This window comes from Thermococcus sp. LS2 (assembly GCF_012027375.1).
Taxonomy (GTDB): Archaea; Methanobacteriota_B; Thermococci; order Thermococcales; family Thermococcaceae; genus Thermococcus_B.
The window spans coordinates 194,998-217,176 of record NZ_SNUI01000001.1 but is presented as its reverse complement, the minus strand read 5'-3'; the positions used below and the strand labels follow the sequence as shown (position 1 = coordinate 217,176).

Below are 22,179 nucleotides of genomic sequence, written 5' to 3'. Positions count from 1 at the left end.
AGAAAATGGGAAGGATAATTAGAGTTGCTGGACCTCTGGTCGTTGCTGACGACATGAGAGGAGCAAGGATGTATGAGGTCGTTAGAGTTGGCGAACTTGGTCTGATAGGAGAAATTATCCGTTTAGAGGGCGATAAAGCTGTCATCCAGGTTTATGAGGAAACTGCTGGCCTTAAGCCTGGAGAACCCGTTATTGGAACAGGAGCTTCACTTAGCGTTGAACTCGGTCCCGGTTTGCTGACTTCGATTTATGATGGTATTCAGAGACCACTTGAAGTTCTTAGAGAGAAAAGTGGTGATTTCATTGCAAGAGGTTTGACAGCTCCAGCCTTACCAAGGGACAAGAAGTGGCACTTCACTCCAAGAGTTAAGGTTGGTGATAAAGTAGTTGGTGGAGACATTCTTGGTGAAGTTCCAGAGACGAGCTTAATCGTCCACAAAATAATGGTTCCTCCTGGGATTGAGGGAGAGATTGTTGAGATTGCTGAGGAAGGAGATTATACAATTGAGGAAGTTATCGCAAAGGTAAAGACACCGAGTGGAGAGATTAAGGAGCTTAAGATGTATCAGAAGTGGCCCGTCAGAAAGAAGAGACCCTACAAAGAAAAGCTTCCTCCAGAGGTTCCGCTCATCACCGGTCAGAGAACAATTGACACATTCTTCCCACAAGCCAAGGGTGGAACTGCGGCAATTCCTGGTCCTTTCGGAAGTGGAAAGACCGTTACACAGCACCAGCTAGCAAAGTGGAGTGACGCTCAGGTCGTAGTTTATATCGGTTGCGGTGAGAGAGGTAACGAGATGACAGATGTTCTTGAGGAGTTTCCAAAGCTCAAAGACCCAAGAAGTGGAAAGCCATTGATGGAGAGAACGGTTTTAATTGCAAACACCTCGAACATGCCTGTCGCAGCTAGAGAGGCTTCAATTTACACCGGAATTACAATCGCAGAGTACTTCAGAGACATGGGTTATGACGTAGCTTTGATGGCAGACTCAACTAGCAGATGGGCTGAGGCTTTGAGAGAAATCTCCGGTAGATTGGAAGAAATGCCAGGTGAGGAGGGTTATCCAGCATATTTAGCTTCAAAAATTGCTGAATTTTACGAGAGAGCAGGTAGAGTTGTAACGTTGGGAAGCGACTACAGGGTTGGGAGCGTTTCAGTTATCGGAGCTGTCTCACCACCCGGTGGTGACTTCTCAGAGCCAGTAGTCCAGAACACATTGAGAGTTGTCAAGGTCTTCTGGGCACTGGATGCTGACTTAGCTAGAAGAAGACACTTCCCAGCAATCAACTGGCTTATGAGCTACTCACTTTATGTTGACTCAATCAAAGACTGGTGGCACCAGAACGTTGACCCAGAGTGGAAAGAGATGAGAGACACTGCAATGAAGCTCCTCCAGAAAGAGGCTGAACTCCAGGAGATTGTCAGAATTGTAGGTCCAGATGCTCTGCCAGACAGGGAGAGAGCCATTTTACTGGTTGCAAGGATGCTCAGAGAGGACTACCTCCAGCAAGATGCCTTCCATGAAGTTGATACCTACTGTCCACCAAAGAAGCAGGTTACAATGATGCGCGTTATACTCAACTTCTATGACTACACCATGCAGGCAATTGACAGAGGAATACCGGTTGAAGAGATTGCAAAGCTTCCAGTAAGAGAGAAAATCGGTAGAATGAAGTTTGAGCCTAACGTTGATGAGATTGCCAAGCTTATAGATGAGACAAAAGAGCAGTTTGGAGAACTCTTTAAGAAGTATGGAGCGTGATTGAGATGTCAGGAAAGGAGTACTCAACAATTAGCAAGATTTACGGTCCTCTCATGATTGTTCAGGGAGTCAAAGGAGTAGCTTACGGTGAAGTCGTTGAGATAGAGACAGAGAGCGGGGAAAAGAGAAAAGGTCAAGTGCTGGAAGCAAGGGAAGATATGGCAATTGTTCAGGTTTTCGAGGGAACAAGAGATTTGGACGTTAAGACAACCCACGTAAGGTTCACTGGTGAAACGCTGAAAGTCCCAGTTTCAATGGACATGCTCGGTAGAATATTCAACGGTATTGGTAAGCCCATTGATGGAGGTCCAGAGATAATTCCAGAGGACAGGAGAGACGTTCACGGTGCTCCTCTCAATCCAGTCGCGAGAGCTTATCCAAGAGACTTCATTCAAACAGGTGTTTCTGCCATAGATGGAATGAACACACTCGTTAGAGGTCAAAAGCTGCCAATCTTCAGCGGTAGCGGTTTACCACACAACAAATTAGCTGCACAGATAGCAAGGCAGGCAAAGGTTTTAGGTGAGGAGGAGCAGTTCGCTGTCGTCTTCGCTGCAATGGGTATTACATACGAGGAAGCTAACTTCTTCAAAAAGAGTTTTGAAGAGACAGGTGCAATTGAGAGAGCTGTGTTGTTCCTCAACTTAGCAGACGACCCAGCTATCGAGAGAATCATTACTCCAAGAATGGCCCTCACAGTTGCCGAATACTTAGCTTTCGACTACGACATGCAGGTTTTGGTAATCCTTACAGATATGACGAACTACTGTGAGGCTTTGCGTGAAATTTCAGCAGCAAGAGAGGAAGTTCCAGGAAGAAGAGGTTATCCAGGTTACCTCTACACTGACTTGGCAACAATTTACGAGAGAGCAGGTAGAGTTAGAGGAAAGAAGGGAAGCATTACCCAGATGCCAATTCTCACAATGCCCGACGACGACATAACTCACCCAATTCCAGACTTGACAGGTTACATTACAGAGGGCCAGATAGTTCTCAGTAGAGATCTACACAGAAAAGGCATCTACCCACCAATAGACGTTCTACCTTCACTTTCAAGACTCATGAAGGACGGTATCGGTAAGGGAAGAACGAGAGAAGACCACCCACAGCTTTCACAGCAGCTCTATGCAGCTTACGCTGAAGGTAGAAGCTTAAGAGATTTAGTGGCTGTCGTTGGTGAAGAAGCATTATCTGAGACCGATAGAAAGTACTTAGCCTTTGCTGACAGATTTGAGAAGGAATTCGTTGCTCAAGCATACGATGAAGACAGAAGCATTGAGGAAACACTTGACCTTGGTTGGGAATTACTTGCAATGCTTCCAGAAAGCGAGCTTAAGAGAATTGAGCCAAAGTACATCAAGAAGTATCATCCAAAGTACAGGCGCTCCTCTTGATTCCATTATTTTCTTGGGGTGAGCCAAGATGTCAGAGATACTTAAAGTCAAGCCAACCCGTATGGAGTTGCTCAAACTAAAAAGGCGCATTAAGCTTGCAGAGAAGGGACATAAGCTTCTCAAGGAGAAGCAGGATGCCTTAATTATGGAGTTTTTTACAATTTATGATGAAGCGTTGAACTTGAGGAGAGAGCTTAACCAAAAGATAGAAGAAGCCTTTGAAGCTTTACGCTTAGCTGAGATTGATGTTGGTCTGCTCAGACTTAAGGAAATTGCTCTCGGTGTTAAGCCAAACAAGGAAGTTGAGATAAGGAAGAGAAACATCATGGGTGTTTCAGTGCCGCTGATTGAGGCAGAATCCTTCAAGAGAAAGCCAGACGAAAGAGGATACACGTTTGTTGCAAGCTCTCCAAGGGTTGATTTGGCAGCGGAGAAGTTTGAAGAAGTTTTGGAGTTAGCGGTTCGCTTAGCCGAAGTTGAGGAGACTCTCAAAAGATTGGCAAAGGAAATTGAGAAGACGAAGAGAAGAGTTAATGCCCTTGAGTACATCATAATTCCGAGAATGCAAGCGACTGTAAAGTTTATCAGCCAACACTTGGATGAGATGGAGAGGGAAAACTTCTTCAGGCTTAAGAGGGTTAAAGCAATCCTTGAGGCAAGAGCTGAGGCTGAGTAGTTTTTCTCTGCATTTGACAATATTTTTATACTGCCCGCTTTCTATTTCTGTTGGGTGATTACATGACAGCTAGGCTCTTTTATGATGACGCTTATCTCAAGGAAGCAAAAGCGAGAATTGACGCTCTTGAATTTAAGGGGGATAGAATCAAGCTCAAGCTCGACAGAACGATTTTCTATCCAGAGGGTGGTGGTCAGCCAAGCGATAGAGGGATTATTAAGGGAGATGGCTTTGAGATTAGAGTAGAAAAGGTTTACGGCAAAGATGAGATTTGGCACGAGGGAACTTTAAAAGGCAGGGAACCAAAGGCTGGAGAAGAAGTTGAGCTTGAGCTCGACTGGGAGTGGAGATACGAAAACATGAAGCAGCATACGGGTCAGCACATTCTCTCAGCAGTTCTAAAAGATTTGTATGACAGCAACACGACGGGCTTTCAGATTTTTGAAAACTACAACAAGATTGAGATTGATTTTGATGGAAAGCTGACTTGGGAGCATATTTTAAAGGCTGAGATTAGGGCTAATGAAATCGTCCGCAGAGATTTGCCCGTTGAAATTGAGTTTTACGATAAGCTTCCTGAGGATTTAAGAAACCAGCTCCGAAAAGATCTTTCTGATAAGGTCAAGCCCCCAATAAGGATTGTCAGGATTCCTGGTGTTGATGTAATTCCTTGTGGGGGAACTCATGTAAAAAGCACGGGAGAAGTCGGCTTTATTAAAGTTGTGAACTTCTACAAGAAGAGCAAAAACATTTGGCGCATTGAGTTTGTCTGTGGGAATAGAGCTTTGAGGTATTTGGGTGATCTTTTGAAGGATTACTGGAGAAGCTTAGATGAGATGCCAAATAAGAACAGGCCCCTAGTTGAGAGGGTTAGGGAACTTAAAAGCGAGATTGAGAAGCTTGAAGAGGAGAAGAAGGCTTTAAGACTAGAGGTGTGGGAGTGGAAGGCTAAAGCACTTTTAAAGGAATCTGAAGAAGTTAAGGGAATTAAAATCGTTAGCACGGTTGAGGAGCTTGATATGAAAGATGCCCAAGCTTTTGTGGTCTATTTGGTAGATAAGAATCCAAACACAATTGCTTTAGTTGTTGGGAGGAACTATGTGATATTTGCAAAGAACAGAGGTGTTGAAGGTGTTTCAATGAAGGAGCTTTTGAGGGAAGTCCTCAAGGAAACAAGTGGCGGTGGGGGAGGCAGTGAAGTTTTAGCTAAAGGCGGAGGATTTAAGGTTGAACCAGAGAAAGTGCTTGAGATTGCTAAGGAAAAATTAAAGCGGCTCCTTCAAGTTTAAACGCTCGTAGACCTCTCTCTTTATCTCTTCTGGAATCTCTGGCTTTTTCACTTTTTCCAAAGCTTTCTCTTTGTCTAAAAGCCCATACCTAACCAAAGCTGCTATTCTCCTATGCTCAAAGCTGAAGCCGTGTTTTTCATAGTACCTCTCCAAGGCTGGACCTAAGATGAGGCAGTTCGTTGTATATCCAGCTAACTTGGGAAACTCAAAAGGTAGCTTTTTCAGAATTTCAAATCTCTCGCTTTCGCTCATCAAGCTCAAAAGCCTAATCTGAACTATCCCGCCAGACATTAAGCGGTAGGGATAATGGCCAAAAGGTAATTCGTGACCTGTGATTATGTATTTAACCTCTTTCTTCAGTGCATACTTTCTCAGCTTTTCCATAGTCCTCTTTGAGCATCTCCTACATGGAGATTGGGCCTTTAAGAGAGCTTCACGGAAGATGTCTGAATAATCATATCGCAGAATTGTAAATTGCACATCCAGATATTCTGCTATCCTTTTGGCATTTTCAATTGCTTCCTTTGCCATAAAACCGTGGTCAATCATGACTGCTTCAAGTTCTGGAACCTTGTAAACATCTTTGGCTAAATAAAGCGCAACTGTGCTGTCTTTTCCGCCAGAAAAAGCCACAATTGCTTTATCAACACTCTTCATAAGCTCATCCAACTCAGCCCTAATTTTACCCCTATCTGGCTTGTGCTTGAGATAAACTAAGCATTCTTTGCAGATGTGTTTTCCAGCAATAATTTCAATTTTTGAAGTTTTTTCGTTGTTTATGCAGAGTGAGCATGTGAGCATGATAGGAAGAAAGAATGGGAGTTTAAAAGGTTATCTTCTGAATCTTTGAGACCCTTTTCCAGCAAATAAAAACACAACTGAGATTTCGTCCCTTAGGGGAATTAGAGGGCTATAAAAATAAAAACCGTCCCCATACGTTTCACCAAGAAATACGCCTTCAAAAAGTTAAACTTCTCTTCTCTCCCTTTTAACCAAAGGTGCGACTTCTCTTGAAACTTTGTAAACGTTGTATAATGTTAAAGCGTCCATATGCTTTAATTGAACTAATAAACAGCCGCTTATCCTGACATCTATGTATTTTTTAGCTTCCATCGCTACTTTGAGTAGCTCCCTAACACTTTCAGCCCTCTCAAAATCTAAACCCGCTCTTTTTAGTCTTTCTTCATTCAGCTTGTGTATCGTTAAAGGCTGGAGCATCATTTCATCAACTCCAAGTGAAGCCGCTAGCTCAGCAATCTTTGGAATGTCCTCATCATTTATCCCTGGCATAAAGATTGTCCTCACAATTGAACGAACAGATTTATCAGAACCAACTATTTTGAGGGCATTTACAACTTTATCAAAAGTGTCAGCATTCGTAATCATCCTGTGCTTTTCTCTGCTTGCGGCATCTAAGCTTATCATAACTAAATCGAAATCAAGCCTTTGCCAGAGCTCCTCCGTTAGAAGACTCCCATTAGTTTGCAAGTCCAACCTAGCCTCTGGAAATCTTTCACGGAGCATCTTATTAACTTCAACAATTCTTGGTGAGAGCAAAGGCTCTCCATACTGAGAAATTGTTATTGCTTTTGGATTTTCCCAGCCATAGTAACCGGGCTTTGGTGCTTTTCCCAATTTTACAGCCACATTTGAATAACAGAAGATGCAGTCGTGATTGCATGCTGGAGTCAGCTCGTAAGAAGGATGATGGACGGGATTATCAATGCTTAAATCTAACCCTTGACAAAACTGACAGTGAGTTGGAGCTATCAGCTCATCGACAAACTTCTTTAGCTCTCTAGCTTCTTTATTTTCCAGTCTCTCGACTTCAATCCCCATTTTTCTCGCGAATTCTTCCCAAGTGTACTTCACTTTTCTCACCTTAAAAGAGAGTTTGTGATAGTATTAAAAAGTTAATTGGACAAAAATAGTTAAAGCTTAGCAATCCTCCCATCTGGCAGTCTCTTGAATTTTCCAAGCTCTGTGTTCTTGAGCTGTTCTCCATAAAACACAGGTCCATCTCTGCATACTAGGTACTCCCCAAGAGCACAGCTTCCACAGACACCAATTCCGCACTTCATATACCTCTCAGCTGAAACTTGAACGTTCTTAAAGTTCATAATTTCGAGGACTTTTGCCATCATAATTTCGGGACCGCAAGTATAAACATAGTCAAATTCATCCTTTCTCTCTGCTAAAAAATCCGTTGGAAAGCCTTTAACTCCTAAGCTTCCATCGTCAGTTGTTAGAATAATTTCGTCAACATAATTCTCAATGTCGAGCAGTGCAAATTCATCTTTACTTCTAGCTCCATAAATCAAAGTGATTCTCTCAAAATGCCCTCTATAATGCTTTGCAAGAGCATACAGCGGGGGAATTCCAATTCCACCAGCAATCACTCCAATGTTCTTGCCTTTTGGCTCAAACCCTTTTCCATAAGGACCGCGAATCCAAATGTAATCTCCTTCTTCCAGCTCAAACATTTTTGATGTAAATGCTCCAACTATCTTTACGAGGATTAGGTCCTTATCAGCTAAGCTGAACGGCTTTTCCCCAAAGCCTGGAAGCCAGACCATTATAAATTGTCCTGGGACGAAATCAAGTTCTCTACTAAAGCGGAACGCTTTAATGTTCTTGGCTTCTTCCCACACTTCACTCAGTTCAACTCTCAATAACAATTCTCTCCCCCCTTGGCTTTCCTACGATTTCATCGTCTTCTATAACAACTTTTCCTCTAAGCAGAGTCATCTTAACCTTTCCTTTCAACTTCCATCCTTCAAATGGACTCCATTTTGCTTTTGTATAAAACTCTTCAGGTTCAACTTTCCACTCTTCTTTTAAGTTCACAACTATTAAATCAGCGTCTTTCCCTACTTCGAAACCTTTGTTCTTTATTCCAAAAATCTTAGCTGGATTTAGAGATGTTTTTTCAATTATATCCCAAAGGGAAACCATGCCTTTATTGTGTGCTGTCAAAAGAAGGGCTAATTCTGTCTCTAATCCTGGTAACCCTGCTGCACCTTCTTCTTTTTCATCTAAAGTGTGAGGGGCATGGTCGCTTGCAACAATTGGGATTTTTTTGAAGTTCTGCCAAAGATATCTGACATCTTCCTTACTTCTTAATGGGGGATACACTTTCAAGAGAGGATTTTTTTCGAAGTCGTTTTTTGTTAGAAATAGATGATGGGGAGTAACTTCAAAGCTTATCCATAGAAGACTTTCTTCCAAAATTCTCTTTAATCCTTCTTTTGTAGAGACGTGGCATATGTGGAGGGATTTCTTCAATTTTTTGCTAGCATTCAGAGCTTTTTCAATTGCTTTGACTTCCACAATGTTGGGTCTCTCTGGAAATTTTTGGATTAGCTCATAATCCTCAGCATGGACACTAACCCTTTTGCTGGCGCATTTATAATCCTCTTCAAAATTTTCTGAGTAAATTCCTCCTGTGGAAGCTCCCATAAAAATCTTGTAAAAATCTGCATTTGCTTTCTTAACTTCTTCACAATTCCCTGCAATTAAAATCCCCAATGCATAATCTGCGTATGATTTTTTCTTGAACAGCTCCTCTCTTTTTTCAAAAATTTCTTTAGTCATTATTGGTGGATCTGTATTTGGCATGTCAAATACTGTTGTTATCCCCCCATGAAGAGCTGCCATAGTTCCACTTTTCACTGTTTCCTTGTGTTTTTGGTTAAAATCCCTTAAATGGACGTGAACATCAATCATTCCGGGCATTATGACTTCATGAACCTTTGTTTCAATTATCTCTTCTCCCTTAAGAGGACTTTTCGAGAATTTTGTAATTTTACCATTGTCAACTCCAATGTATCCATTTACAACTTGATTTTCAATGAAGAACTTGCCTTTGAGAACAAGCTCATACATAAAGTGCCCGCTTGAACGTCAAATGTCCAATCTTTTTAAGTTTTTCGTTATGGTTTAAACAAAACAAGGTTTCAGACGATTTTCTGGGCTTTCTACAGAATTTTTTCAAAAGCATTTCAAGAGATAAGAAAAATACGCTTCAAGATTTTTATATGGGGGATATTTAGTATCGCATTGTTCTGTTTAATAGTTACTATGCCTGTGTTCAATTTAATGGCTTACGATCTTTCAGTAAATGCTTCTAAAGTTTTACAAAAACGTAACTCTTAAATAGGGATCGCATGTATAATCTTATGCCTTTATACCCTAAGGAATGCAGCAGTGTTTAAAAAAATGAGGGAGGACTAAACCATGAAGAGGTCTGGAATTTTGGCCTTGTTGTTTGTTTTTGTTATGCTCTTAGGACCATTAGCTGCAGCAGAGCAGGGGCCTGCCCCTGACAAAGTCTATATTTCAATTAGGACTAACGAAGAAACTGGTATCACTGACGTTGCAAAGGGAGACTTGGACATCTTCCTTTGGTCAGTCTCTGGTGCTAAATTCAAAGACTTGCCAGCAGATGTTTTGAACAACTTGAAGCTCATTAAGACAGCAAGCGGTTACTGGGAAATCACCATGAATCCAGTTCATGATGACGACAACCCATACTTGATCACAGTTGGTGATAAGAAGTACTTCAACCCATTTGCAATTAGAGAGATAAGATTTGCAATGAACTGGCTCGTCAGCAGACAGTACATTGTCCAGAACATTCTCCAGGGTTCAGGTGCACCAATGATCGGCGGTATCAGACCAAGCACAGGTGCAAACCCATACTTCGAGCCAGTTTACAAGGCTCTTGGAATTTCAGCTACAGCTGATATTGCCAAGGCTCAGCAGATGGTTGACGAGGCAATGAAGAAGGCTGCTGAGGAATTGGCAAAGCAGGGCTACAAGCTTGAGAAGAAGGATGATGGATTCTGGTACTTCAACGGTGAGCCAGTCACAGTTAAGTTCATCATCAGAATTGAGGACAGAAGAAAGGACGAAGGTCTCTATGTTGCTGACTTAATTGAGAAGTACCTTGGATTTAAGGTTGAGAGGCTTCTCTGGGACAGAAGAAAGGCTTCATCAACAGTCTACTTGAGCGATCCAAAGAACTATGAGTGGAACCTCTACACTGCTGGTTGGGTTTCAACAGTCAACATCAAGTGGCCAGATGACTACACTGCCTTCTGGTATGCTGACTGGTATGGCTGGCTTCCAGCTCCAGTCGGATGGGAGTACAAGCCAACCCTCACAGTTAAGGACTTCATCGACTACATTGGCGGTCCAGATAAGGCTGTTGAGGCACTCGATCTTAAGTACTATGGTGGTGACAAGCTCAAAGAAATCTACGACTGGACAATTGACGATGTTACAAAGCTTCTCGTCCTCACAAGCGTTGAGATCAACGGCAAGAAGTACGTCCTTGAGGAGGGCAATGCTGACCAGTACTGGGACCTCCAGAAGATAAGCATGGGTCTCGGTATAATGGACAGCATCAGAATGTTCACTGCAGAGACTTGGGAGTACTTCCCAGTTAACAAGAACAGAGTTAAGTCAATTGCAAGGGACGTTTCAAGCGGTCTCTGGACAAGATGGAGCTTGATCACAGCAGAGACCCCAGACAAGGTTGTTAACGTCGCTGAGTACTCAGCAACTGGTGCACTCTTCATGAGCGCATTCAACCCAATTGGTGGTATTGACGACGTTTACGCATCAGCAATCTGGAGAGTTGTTAGGGACTACCCAGTCTTTACAGACCTCTCAACTGGAACATACATCCCAGTCAGATGTGAGTTCAAGGTTGAGAGAGGACCAATTAAGGTCCCAGATGATGCAGTTATCTGGAATGCAACACTCCAGAAGTGGGTTGCTGCTCACGCTGGTGAGGAAGCTAAGGCTAAGGTCACCTACGACTGTAAGCTTGGCAACTGGCACGATGGAACACCAATGACAATGGCAGACTTCAAGTATGCAATTGCATTCAACTACGAGTGGGCATACAAGAACGGAGACGATGATCCATACTACGACGAGAAGATCGCAAACGCATTCGTTGATATCGCTAACCAGATTAAGGGTTACGAGTTCGTTGACGAGGACACAATTGTAGTCTACACAGACTACATCCACCCAATCGCTGACGATGTTATCGCTGCAAACAACGCTGTCTGGCCAACACTTCCATGGCAGCTCCTCTATGCAATGGGTGAGCTCGTTGCAAAGGGACAAGAGTACGGAGCTTCACAGAAGTACTCATTCAGTGAGGAGGCAGAGGGTGTTGCACAGCTCGACTTGCTCATCAAGGACCACGTTGCAGACTTGAAGAAAGTTATCGAGGCTCTCAAGGCCAAGAAGGCTGTTCCAGCTCCAATTGCTGACGATGTCAAGGATCCAACACCAGGCTACGACGCACTCATCAAGTGGATTGACACTCACGGCAATGCAGTCGTCAGCAACGGTCCATTCTATATCGAGAGGTACGACCCAGATAAGATCTTCGTTGAGCTCAAAGCATTTAGAGACCCAACCTATCCATTCAGCGTTGACTACTGGAAGCAGAAGCTCATCCTTGCAAAGCTCGAGCTTGCTGGTGTCAGCGTCCCAACAAGAGTCTTCACCGGAGACGACTTGAAGATTGAGGTTAAAGCAAACATGGTCGTTGAGTACCCAACAGAGGGAACACAGCCGGCTGACAAGGGATTCGTCTATGTTGAGATAAGAGACGAGAACGGCAACATAGTCTACAGTGGTGAGGCTAAGCTTGCAAAGGCTGGAGTATTTGAACTTGTCGTTCCAGGATCAGAGACAGCTAAGTGGGAGGCAGGAAGATACGACATCTACGTCAAAGGCGGACTCATGGAGGGCGTTACATCATTCACAGACAAGAAGACGGTCGTCGTCATCAAGAAGGAAATCACATCAAAGACAACAACCACTACAACCACAACAACTACAACAACCACCACATCAGAGAGCCCATCACCAACCACAACAACTGGCGGTGGAATCTGTGGTCCAGCAGCCCTTGTTGGATTAGCATTGATTCCACTGCTCTTGAGAAGAAGAAAGTGAATTTTCTTTCCTTCTTTTCTTCATTAAATTTAATTTTGTTCTGCAATTTGTGCTTCTAAGCCAAAGTTGCTGTGGGATATTGTATTACTGTTCTCATATTCCCGGATTACTACTGCACTTTCTTGACCCAATATGTTATTCATCGACCGTTATAGAAAAATATATAAAAGTTTTACAAGATTGAAAATGTTGATGAATGAGAAATATCCCGAATGAACACATATGAACAGGGAGGTGTGAGGTTTGGGGTACGGTCGTTATCTAGCAATTAGGCTGTTAAATGCACTTTTAGTGCTGGCATTAGTAACGCTACTTGTTTCAGTTTTGTTTACGAAAGTTGCAGAAGAAGACTTAAAATCAAGCATACAAGAGCAGATAAATATGAAACTGAGAGCAAATCCCGAGTTAATGAAACAGCTCTCAGCTGATCCCGAAAGATTCCAACAGTGGTATCAAAATGAGTACAACAGATTAATTCATGCTTATGGACTGGATAAGCCCTTCTGGGTTAGGGTCTTAGAGAGAACAAAAGACACACTCACCTTAAACTTCGGAAATACAAAGACACCAATATTTGGTGAAACAAATGTGAAAAAGATTATTGCTGCAGCAATCCCAAGAACAGTTTTACTCTTCACAACAGCTCAAATAATTGTTATTTTGATTGGTCTTCTCTTGGGAGTTAAGGCAGCACAAGTTGCAGGGAGTGCATTGGACAGAGCAGTTTCTATCATTGCAATGCTTACGAGCAGTATACCAATGTGGTGGTTCGGAATGATTGCAATCCTAATTTTCTCATTCAAATTGGGCTGGTTCCCAAGTGGTGGTATGACATCTACTCCACCTAAGGAAGGATTTGCATATTATACTGACATCCTGTATCATATGGTGCTTCCAGTTGGAACAATTGTGTTCGTTCTCTTTGGTGGATGGGCATGGACAACAAGAAATATCATGATTGGTACAATGCAAGAAGACTTCATCATGGCTGCAAGAGCTAAGGGTGTCCCAGAGAGGAAGGTAATTTACGGTCACGCTTTAAGAGCAGCTGCTCCACCGATCATCACAATGACAATATTCAGTCTTCTCGGATCTCTTGGTGGTGCAATCATTACAGAGGGTGTTTTCAACTGGCCAGGAATGGGAAGACTCTACTGGACTGCTTTGCAGCAGAACGAGACAAGGCTCCTCATGGGTGTTACATTCGTTACAGTTGCACTCTATCTAATAAGCATGATCCTTGCAGACTTGGCATATGGTTACCTTGATCCAAGAGTTAAAGTTGGTGCATCCCAGAGCACATGAGGTGAGGTAGATGAGATGGGTTGATGTAAAAGAGAGCCTTAAGGACTTTTGGTTTGAATTTAGAAGGCAAAAAGGTGGATTGCTTGGATTATTCTTACTTGCTCTCTTAGTTTTCACAGCCATAGCGGCACCCTACATAACTGAGCCAGACATACCAAAGAAGTGGACTACATACTGGGAAGGAAATCCAACTAATGTTCCTCCAGTTTGGTACAACTACTTCACAACGAAGAAGCTTGCAGCTCACGAAGTCCTAACATATGACAACTTAAAGATCACACAAGAAGGCGAGGATTTAGGAGGAGGAATAAAGTACTATGCTTTTGAATTTGACTACAACAATAGATATGATTTGCCCCCAAAAGACTTGATAATAAAGAACATTGGAGTTCAGCTAGCTGATTTGAATTCCCCGGCTCAAATTGTTATCTCAGTATACAGACCGGATGGTCAGAAAATTGAGCTTTTAAGTGCTGATTTGATAGAGGGTTCAATCTATCAAATTGCAAAGATGGGCACGGTTAGGAACAATGTGTTCAACTGGGCTTCACAATTTGAAGATCCGAAGAACCTTGAGGGCAGAGTGGAGACGATAAAGAGCACAATGGATGTTATGGAGGTTATATTTGCAAAAGCTGAACCAGGAATACTTGTAAATCCACAGCCGCTTCATGGAGACTACAAGTTCCAAGTTGAAATCTTCACATTCAATGAGGGGGATAAAATTGACTTAAAACCAATTCAGATTATCCTCACTGGAAGAACATACGGACTGATGGGAACAGATTACAAGGGAAGAGACCTTTGGGCTGGTTTAGTTTGGGGAACAAGAGTTTCACTTGTCGTTGGTGTTTCAGTTGCAGTCTTGAGCGTTTTAATCGGAATTGCTTACGGTGTTACAAGTGCATACCTTGGTGGCTGGAAGGACGAGTTCATGCAGAGAGTTAACGAGTTTGTTGCTTCAATCCCGACACTGCCAATCCTTATCCTCTTAGGTGCAGCATTCAAGGGACACGTTACACTGTGGACAATAGTTTTCCTCCTAGTAATGTTCGGTTGGACGGGAATTGCTAAGGTTGCTAGAAGTATGGCACTTCAGATTAAAGAGCAAACTTATGTTGAAGCGGCAAAAGCGTTGGGTGCTGGAACTGGAAGAATTATCTTCAAGCACATCATGCCACAGATCATGCCATATGCATTTGCTGTCATGGCATTGAGCGTTCCTGGAGCAGTTTTAACAGAGGCATCGCTAAGCTTCCTTGGACTTGGTGACCCAACAGCAGTTACATGGGGACAAATCCTCTATGATGCTCAGACAAACAGCGCAACAATTAACGGATACTGGTGGTGGGTCATTCCACCAGGACTGGCAATTTCATTAGTCGCATTGACATTCGTGCTTATTGGTGTAGCATTGGATAGAGTGTTAAACCCAAGACTCAAGAGGTTGTGAGGTGTGAAAAATGGCTAGAACTGTCCTTGAAGTTAAAGATCTTAAGATGTATTACTTCACATCCAGAGGTGTCGTCAAAGCCGTTGACAGTGTTAGCTTTGAGCTCAAGAAGGGAGAAGTCTTGGGACTTGCCGGAGAGAGCGGATGTGGCAAGTCCTCCCTTGGTTTTACTTTAATGGGAATGCCAACTCCTCCAGGAAAGATAGTCGGTGGTAGCGTTAAAATCGATGGCAGGGAGATTGTAGGACTTCCAGAAGATGTGTTGAGAAGGGAAATTAGATGGCAAAAGATTTCAATGATATTCCAAGGTGCAATGAATGCTTTGAATCCAGTTTATACAATTGGTTATCAGATGATTGAGCCGCTTATTTATCACAAGGGTATGGACAAAGAGGAAGCTTTGGACAGAGCAATGAGGTACCTTGAGCTAGTTGGTCTTTCACCGGAGATTGTTTACAGGTATCCACACGAGTTAAGCGGTGGTATGAAGCAGAGAGTTGTCATTGCAACGGCATTAATTCTCGAACCAGAGGTTGTCATTGCTGATGAGCCAACAACAGCTCTCGACGTCGTTGTTCAAGCGCAGATCATCAACTTAATGAAGAAGCTTAAGAAAGAGCTTGGACTTTCAATGATATTCATTACACACGACTTGAGCATTCTTGCAGAGATTAGCGACAGAGTGGCAATCATGTATGCTGGAAAGATAATCGAGATTGGTGACAGTCAGAAGATTTACTATGAGCCAGCTCACCCATACACACAGAAGTTACTTGCAGCAATCCCAAGACTGCACGAAGATGTTGATAAGCTTGAATTCATCCCGGGACAACCACCAAACCTCATTAAACCACCAAGCGGTTGTAGATTCCACCCGAGGTGTCCATATGCAATGCAGGTATGTAGAGAGCAGGAGCCAGAGCTGAAGGAGATTGATAAAGACCACTATGCAGCATGCTGGCTGTTGTGAGGGATGAAAGATGGCTGAGCCGATTTTGAAAGTTGAAAATCTTAAGAAGTACTTCCCAATCAAGAGAGGATTGCTCGGAGCACTCAGAGGGGAGCCTCCGAGATTCGTTAGAGCTGTTGATGGCGTTAGCTTTGAAGTTCATAAGCAGGAAGTCTTTGCTTTAGTCGGTGAGAGCGGTTGTGGTAAAACAACAACAGGAAAGCTCGTCATGAAGCTCCTTGAGCCTACAGATGGTAGAATATATCTGGAAGGAAAAGATGTTACTAACCTTAAGACGCAAGAAGAAATTAAGGCGTACAGAAGAAAAGTTCAGATGATATTCCAGGATCCTTTCTCATCAATGAACCCGAGATTCAGAATATACGACGTTCTTGAGGAGCCTCTCTTAATTCACGGAATAGGTGAAACAAGGGCAGAGAGAGAAGAGCTCATCTACAAGGCATTAGAAATGGTTAAGATAGTTCCACCAGAGGATTACGTTGGAAGACACCCACACATGCTTTCAGGTGGTCAGAGACAGAGAGTTGCTATTGCAAGAGCACTCATCTTGAATCCAACATTCATCGTTGCAGACGAGCCTGTTTCGATGCTTGACGTCTCTATTAGAGCAGAGATTCTTGAGCTGATGAAGGAGCTCAAGGAAAAGATGGGAGTTACATACCTCTACATTACCCACGATCTTTCAACGGCAAGATACTTCGCCGACTGGATAGCAGTCATGTACTTGGGGAGAATTGTTGAAATGGGCCCAGCTAAAGTTGTCATCGATAATCCACTTCACCCATATACCAGAGCTCTCTTAGCAGCTGTTCCAGAGCCAATTCCGGAGAGAAGAAACATCATCAAAGAACTGCCAATTAAGGGTGAAGTTCCAAGCGCAGTAAACATTCCACCAGGATGCAGATTCCATCCAAGATGTATCTACATGGAGAAAGGGCTCTGTGATGCCAAGCATCCACAACTCATTGAATACGAGCACAACCACTGGGTCGAGTGCCACCTGGTAGGTAAAATCTGACTCTTTCCTTCTTTATTTCTACCTGGAAGTGATATCATGACTACATTTAGGAAAGCCATCAATTATCCGCTGATAAAAGGTGGATTGATTTTTTTGGCGCTTGCCCTCCTGCTGTCCATTGTATCAATGTACAGTGTTGAGAAATCATATTCTTCTGAGGGAACTCTGAGCATAGGGCATCATATTATTGGGGATGAAAACTTTGAGAACAATTATTTCATTACAAACAGAACTTTAATCCTTTCATCCCAAAATGCAAGCGTCATTGTTATTCAAAAGGGGAAAATCAACTCTTACATCCTTAAAAACCAGTCTGTCTATCTAAATCCAACTTCTCAGCCTGAGATAAGTGTTGAGAGCGGCAATGTGAGCTATTCATATAAGGTCTATGGTATTGATTATCCTTACTCACTCTTATCCCTTTTAGCTTTCGTATTCATGATTGTAGGGAGTGCTTTAAGTGTGTATGGATACATTAGATTTATGGAAAGTGCTGTTGGAGAAGCACGGAAGAAGAGAAGGTGATTTTGATGAGGACTCTAGATTATGGGGAAGTTATCGAGAAAATTGTCTCTTTCATTAGGGAGAAAGTCAATGAGGCGAATGCAAATGGTGTAGTGGTTGGTGTTAGTGGTGGTGTTGATAGTGCGACAACTGCTTTCCTTGCAGTGAAAGCCTTGGGGAAGGAGAAAGTTCTCGGCTTGATAATGCCTTATTATGAGAATCAAGATGTGGAAGATGCAAAACTGGTTTGTGAAACCCTTGGGATAAATTACAAAATCATCAACATCAAGCCAATTGTTGATGCTTTTGAAAAAAGCCTTGATTTCGAGCCGGACAAAATTACCAAAGGCAACATAATGGTAAGAACAAGAATGATTTTACTTTACGCTCATGCTAATCAAGAAAATCGCATTGTTCTTGGAACAAGCAACAAGAGCGAGCTTTTGACTGGCTACTACACTAAATGGGGCGATGGGGCAAGTGATTATGCCCCATTGATAAACCTCTATAAGACTGAAGTCTGGGAGATTGCTAAGAGGTTAGGCGTTCCAGAGAAGATCATTAAGAAAAAACCAACTGCTGGACTCTGGATTGGACAAACTGATGAAGACGAGCTTGGCATAAGTTACAAACTCTTGGACGAAATCCTTTACAGATTAGTTGACTTGAAGATGCCAAAAGAAAAAATTGCTGAGGAGTTGGGTATTCCACTTGAAAAAGTCAAACACGTTGAAAACCTAATAAAGAAAACCGAACACAAAAGAAGACTACCAATAGGACCAGAGATTTGAGGTGAGAGCTTGAAAAAGGGTTATCTTTTAGTTTTTTTAGCTGCCAGCATGTGGGGTACCCTTGGGATATTTGCCAAACTGCTGTATCAGTTTAATTTGGATACTTTTACAGTGGTATTTTATCGTGTGCTGATTGCGTTTTTTCTCCTCTTGGTTTACAATTTCTCAAAAGGTCTGAAAATTAAAAAAGAGCGCCTGCCGTTTTACGCATTTTATGGATTTTTTAGCATTTTCTTGTTTTATGTGTTGTATTTTTATACTGTGAAAATATCCTCAGTGTCTTTGGCAGTCTTGCTCCTATATACTGCTCCGATACACTCTACAATACTAGGATACTTCATTTTCAAGGAGAGGATAACTTCGATAAAATCAACAGCGTTGATAATGGCGGTCGTTGGAGTGCTGTTTGTTGTAAATCCCAATAATGAAGAAGTAAGTGCTCTTGCAGTAGCATTAGGGCTTTTATCCGGATTTACTTATGCTTTATATGGTATTTTAGGTAAAATAGCAGTTAGGAATGAGAGGCCAGAAGAAGCCTTGCTGTACACTATTGGATTTGGAGCTTTGTTCCTACTCCCATTTTCAGATTTTAGAATCCCGTTAAATGCTGTTCCTTACCTCTTTGCACTCGCTTTTTTCCCGACGTTTCTGGCGTATATTTTATACAATACAGCTCTTAAAGAAGTTGAAGTAAGCAAAGCCTCAATTATAGCAACAATAGAACCAGTTGTGGCTCTGGTTTTAGCATATTTAATTTTCAACGAGACCCTAACCTTAAAACAGCTGTTTGGGGCGGCTTTAATAATTGGAGGTTCGATGCTTGTCCATTTGGATGAAGTGCTTGTTTAGGAATTATAAAAAGCTAAAGGAAAAGAAACGCTCAGATATCAAAATACTTCATAAACTCCCATGGAGTTACGTACAGGCAGTACTGGTTCCATTCAGCAGTTTTGAGCTCAATGAACGCATCGTATATGTGGCTTCCTAGGACTTCCTTCATGAGTTCATCGCTTTCTAATGCTTCGAGAGCATCCTTTAAGGTTGTTGGTAGCTCCTTAATTCCAAGCTCTCTTTTCTCCCTATCGCTTAACTCATAGACATCCTTCATGACTGGGTCTCCTGGGTCGATCTTCTTCTTTATACCATCCAAACCAGCTGCCAGCTGTGCTGCTATTCCCAAGTATGGGTTTTGGCTTGGGTCAGCACCTCTGTACTCAACTCTAATTGCTGATGGCTTCTTGAAATAGGCAGGAACTCTAACCAACGCTGACCTGTTTCTTGGGCTCCATGCTATGTATATTGGCGCCTCAAAGCCCGGCACTAATCTCTTGTAGGAGTTAACTGTTGGAGCGTTTAAAGCTGTCAAAGCTGGTGCGTGCTCTAAGAGACCACCGATATAGTATCTTGCCAACTGACTCAGCCCAAACTCGTCATCTGGATCAGAGAAGAGGTTTTTACCTTTGAATGGTTCTCCTTCCCAGAGGCTCTGGTGAGTGTGCATTCCGCTTGCATTGTCCAGGTAGAGGGGCTTTGGCATGAATGTAGCAATTAACCCGTGTAGCTTGGCAATATTCTTTGCTGCAAACTTGTAGAGGTAGAATGCATCTCCAACTCCAACTAATCCAAAATGCTTAAAGTCAAGCTCTATTTGTCCTGCCGTAGCTACTTCGTGGTGGTGATACTCAACCATAATCCCCAGTTGCTCTAAGTAATACACGAGCTCGTTCCTGTACTCTACGGTTCTGTCCTCTGGAGGAGCCCTAAAGTAGCCCTCCTTTGGTCTTATTATTGGAAGTTCATCAAGCTCGCTGCTTATTGGCATAACCCTAGGTGCTCCCCATGAATCCCCTTTACCACCATTTGGTGAGACAAACAAGTCCCAGTAGAGGTTTTGGATATCAATCCCATCGAAGATGAAGAACTCTATCTCTGGTCCAAAGATTGCGGATTTTCCTTCATCCTTCAGCTTCTTTTCGAGTCTCTTGGCGACGAATCCTCTTGGGTCACATTCTGCTAAATCCTTCCCTCCAGCTTCATAAACGTCTCCAAACATTATTGCGCTCTTGTGAATTCCGTCAGTCCATGGGATTACTCTCAACGTTGATGGGTCGGGCTTCCAAACCATATCACTCTGCTCTATTGTCTTAAATCCTCTAACTGAAGAGCCATCAAAACCAATGCCATCAACGAACGCATCTCCCTCTATGAATTCTCTTGCTGGTATTGAGAATGTTAGCAAATAGCCTCTGACGTCTGTGAATGCACATAGCACTTGTTTTACTCCATTTTCCTTTAGTATCTGTTTTGCCTTCTCAATTCCTATCTCGTTCATTTTGATCACCATTTATTGTTCTAATGTTCAATATAAACGCTTCTACTCTGAACAATATTTACAATATAAGGTTTTTGCTTGAACAGTTGGCATTTTGACAAACTTCTAAAATGGCTTCATCGCTATGACGAAAAACAAAAATATGTTAAAGTTATTATGTTGTCATTTCAAAATTAACAAATTTAACTCACTGAAATTCAGATTTTCAATGGTGTATATACAAACTTTTTGAATTGTAATTACATGACTACAAAAAGAATATATACCTGATGTTCAGACAATTTGAAGGGTGACAGGAATGAGAGTTTTAGTCACAGGGGGAGCGGGCTTCCTAGGTTCTCACTTAGTTGACAGATTAATGGAGCAAGGTCATGATGTTAGAGTTGTCGACGATTTAAGTGCCGGGAGCTTAAAGAATATTGAGAGATGGCTTAATAGTGAAAATTTTGAGTTCATCAAAGGTGATTTAAGAGATCCAAAGGTTGCTGAAGAGGCAGTTAAAGGAGCTGAAGTCGTCTTTCACCTAGCAGCAAATCCAGAAGTTAGAATCGGAGCACAAAGTCCGGAGCTTTTGTATGAGACAAATGTTCTGATAACGTATAATCTCCTTGAAGCCATGAGGAAGGAAAAAGTCGAGTATTTAGTTTTCACTTCATCATCAACGGTTTATGGAGATGCAAAGGTGATTCCGACGCCAGAAGATTATGCTCCTCTTGAACCGATAAGTGTTTACGGTGGAGCAAAGCTTGCAGCTGAAGCTTTGATAAGTGGCTATGCTCACACTTTTGATATAAAGAGCTTGGTGTTTAGGTTAGCAAACATAATAGGGGAGCGCTCAAATCATGGAGTGATTTATGACTTCATAAATAAACTGAAGGCAAACCCAAATCGTTTAGAAATTCTTGGAGATGGAACTCAGAGAAAGAGTTATCTTCACGTGAGCGATACAGTCGAAGGAATGCTATACCTTTTTGAAAAGTTTAGAGAGGAAGGAAAGGTTTATGATGTTTATAATCTCGGCAGTGATGATTGGATTACTGTTAAGGAAATTGCAGAAATAGTTAGCAAAGAGATGGGGCTTAATCCAGAATTCTACTTTACAGGTGGAGTTGATGGAGGAAGGGGATGGAAAGGGGATGTGAAGTTCATGCGCTTGAGCATTGAAAAAGCCAAAAGCAAAGGATGGAAGCCAAGAATGAACAGTTACGAGGCCGTAAGAAGGACTGTTCAAGAGCTCTTAAGAACATTAAAGTGAAAAGCTTTTTATCTCTCCTATGTCTTAATTTAATTCATGACTCAGCCGGACGAAATAATAAACAAAGAAATTTTGCGCATTAACCTCCACTTACCTAGAGCGAGAAAGAGCTTAGCGAAGCTTTTAAATGAGGATACTCCAAAAGTACAGCTTAGAGATGGGAGCTTCCACTATTTCAAGAGGGAAGAGCTCGAATACTTGAAATCCCTCTTAGAGGAATGGGAGCTTGAAAGGCTCAATCTTCCAATTGTGCTGGAGATAACGACTGCATGGCATGGATACTTCAGAGTTAGAGGGGAAATTGAGGTTAAAGTTATTGAGAAGATACTTGGAACATATGACATACTAGAGGAAAAGAAGGAAGTCACTCTCCCTCGATACTTGCTGCCAAAAATAAGAAAAACTTTGCCCACAACGACAACTTATGCATTCATTATGGAGTGAG

The 22,179-nt window shown here is 42.3% G+C and carries 19 protein-coding genes; 14 read left to right on the top strand and 5 right to left on the bottom strand.

Going from position 1 to position 22,179, the window contains the following annotated elements:
- Positions 1-5 precede the first annotated feature (5 nt).
- The 4 genes from E3E24_RS01135 to E3E24_RS01120 all read left to right on the top strand — a co-directional run bounded on the left by E3E24_RS01135 (position 6) and on the right by E3E24_RS01120 (position 5,122).
- Entirely contained in the window at positions 6-1,763 is a 1,758-nt protein-coding gene (locus E3E24_RS01135) for an ATP synthase subunit A (protein ID WP_167886266.1), read from the top strand.
- Positions 1,764-1,768: 5 nt separating this feature from the next.
- The gene (locus tag E3E24_RS01130) at positions 1,769-3,157 is read left to right on the top strand and encodes an ATP synthase subunit B (RefSeq protein WP_167886492.1); all 1,389 of its coding nucleotides are present in this window, start codon (positions 1,769-1,771) and stop codon (positions 3,155-3,157) included.
- Positions 3,158-3,185: 28 nt separating this feature from the next.
- On the top strand, positions 3,186-3,833 hold the full coding sequence (locus E3E24_RS01125) for a V-type ATP synthase subunit D (RefSeq protein ID WP_167886265.1): 648 nt from the start codon (positions 3,186-3,188) through the stop codon (positions 3,831-3,833).
- A 62-nt stretch (positions 3,834-3,895) separates the two neighbouring features.
- Positions 3,896-5,122, top strand: a complete 1,227-nt coding sequence (locus E3E24_RS01120) for an alanyl-tRNA editing protein (protein ID WP_167886264.1) — start codon at positions 3,896-3,898, stop codon at positions 5,120-5,122.
- On the opposite strand, the gene E3E24_RS01115 is transcribed toward E3E24_RS01120, so the two are convergent.
- From E3E24_RS01115 to E3E24_RS01100, 4 genes are all read right to left on the bottom strand, one after another.
- A complete protein-coding gene (locus E3E24_RS01115; RefSeq protein WP_167886263.1) occupies positions 5,099-5,923 on the bottom strand; it encodes a 7-cyano-7-deazaguanine synthase in 825 nt (274 codons plus the stop codon). The genes E3E24_RS01120 and E3E24_RS01115 overlap by 24 nt on opposite strands.
- Positions 5,924-6,088: 165 nt before the next feature.
- Positions 6,089-6,961: a radical SAM protein gene (locus E3E24_RS01110; RefSeq protein WP_167886491.1), complete on the bottom strand. Its 873-nt coding sequence runs from the start codon at positions 6,959-6,961 to the stop codon at positions 6,089-6,091.
- A 92-nt stretch (positions 6,962-7,053) separates the two neighbouring features.
- Positions 7,054-7,800 carry a dihydroorotate dehydrogenase electron transfer subunit gene (locus E3E24_RS01105; protein ID WP_167886262.1) on the bottom strand — a complete coding sequence of 249 codons (747 nt, stop codon included), beginning with the start codon at positions 7,798-7,800 and terminating at the stop codon, positions 7,054-7,056.
- Entirely contained in the window at positions 7,784-9,007 is a 1,224-nt protein-coding gene (locus E3E24_RS01100; protein WP_167886261.1) for a dihydroorotase, read from the bottom strand. The genes E3E24_RS01105 and E3E24_RS01100 overlap by 17 nt, the downstream gene beginning before the upstream one ends.
- Before the next feature lie 351 nt (positions 9,008-9,358).
- Here E3E24_RS01100 and E3E24_RS01095 point away from each other — a divergent pair, with 351 nt between their 5' ends.
- From E3E24_RS01095 to E3E24_RS01060, 8 genes are all read left to right on the top strand, one after another.
- Positions 9,359-12,106: an ABC transporter substrate-binding protein gene (locus tag E3E24_RS01095; protein WP_167886260.1), complete on the top strand. Its 2,748-nt coding sequence runs from the start codon at positions 9,359-9,361 to the stop codon at positions 12,104-12,106.
- Between the two features lie 243 nt (positions 12,107-12,349).
- Positions 12,350-13,411 carry an ABC transporter permease gene (locus E3E24_RS01090; RefSeq protein ID WP_167886259.1) on the top strand — a complete coding sequence of 354 codons (1,062 nt, stop codon included), beginning with the start codon at positions 12,350-12,352 and terminating at the stop codon, positions 13,409-13,411.
- A gap of 10 nt (positions 13,412-13,421) precedes the next feature.
- Entirely contained in the window at positions 13,422-14,864 is a 1,443-nt protein-coding gene (locus E3E24_RS01085; protein ID WP_167886258.1) for an ABC transporter permease, read from the top strand.
- A gap of 10 nt (positions 14,865-14,874) precedes the next feature.
- Complete coding sequence (locus E3E24_RS01080; RefSeq protein ID WP_167886257.1) at positions 14,875-15,834, top strand: ABC transporter ATP-binding protein; 960 nt, start codon at positions 14,875-14,877, stop codon at positions 15,832-15,834.
- 10 nt (positions 15,835-15,844) lie between these two features.
- Positions 15,845-16,852: an ABC transporter ATP-binding protein gene (locus E3E24_RS01075; RefSeq protein WP_167886256.1), complete on the top strand. Its 1,008-nt coding sequence runs from the start codon at positions 15,845-15,847 to the stop codon at positions 16,850-16,852.
- Between the two features lie 36 nt (positions 16,853-16,888).
- Positions 16,889-17,377 carry a hypothetical protein gene (locus E3E24_RS01070; protein ID WP_167886255.1) on the top strand — a complete coding sequence of 163 codons (489 nt, stop codon included), beginning with the start codon at positions 16,889-16,891 and terminating at the stop codon, positions 17,375-17,377.
- Between the two features lie 5 nt (positions 17,378-17,382).
- Positions 17,383-18,147 carry an NAD+ synthase gene (locus tag E3E24_RS01065; protein ID WP_167886254.1) on the top strand — a complete coding sequence of 255 codons (765 nt, stop codon included), beginning with the start codon at positions 17,383-17,385 and terminating at the stop codon, positions 18,145-18,147.
- A 9-nt stretch (positions 18,148-18,156) separates the two neighbouring features.
- Positions 18,157-18,996, top strand: a complete 840-nt coding sequence (locus tag E3E24_RS01060) for an EamA family transporter (RefSeq protein WP_167886253.1) — start codon at positions 18,157-18,159, stop codon at positions 18,994-18,996.
- Between the two features lie 31 nt (positions 18,997-19,027).
- On the opposite strand, the gene glnA is transcribed toward E3E24_RS01060, so the two are convergent.
- On the bottom strand, positions 19,028-20,479 hold the full coding sequence (gene glnA / locus E3E24_RS01055) for a type I glutamate--ammonia ligase (protein WP_206205294.1): 1,452 nt from the start codon (positions 20,477-20,479) through the stop codon (positions 19,028-19,030).
- Positions 20,480-20,777: 298 nt separating this feature from the next.
- On the opposite strand from glnA, the gene E3E24_RS01050 reads away from it, so the two are divergent.
- Both E3E24_RS01050 and E3E24_RS01045 read left to right on the top strand, forming a co-directional pair.
- Complete coding sequence (locus E3E24_RS01050; protein WP_167886251.1) at positions 20,778-21,734, top strand: NAD-dependent epimerase/dehydratase family protein; 957 nt, start codon at positions 20,778-20,780, stop codon at positions 21,732-21,734.
- A gap of 36 nt (positions 21,735-21,770) precedes the next feature.
- Entirely contained in the window at positions 21,771-22,178 is a 408-nt protein-coding gene (locus tag E3E24_RS01045; protein ID WP_167915505.1) for a DUF61 family protein, read from the top strand.
- The last annotated feature ends 1 nt before the right edge of the window (position 22,179 follow it).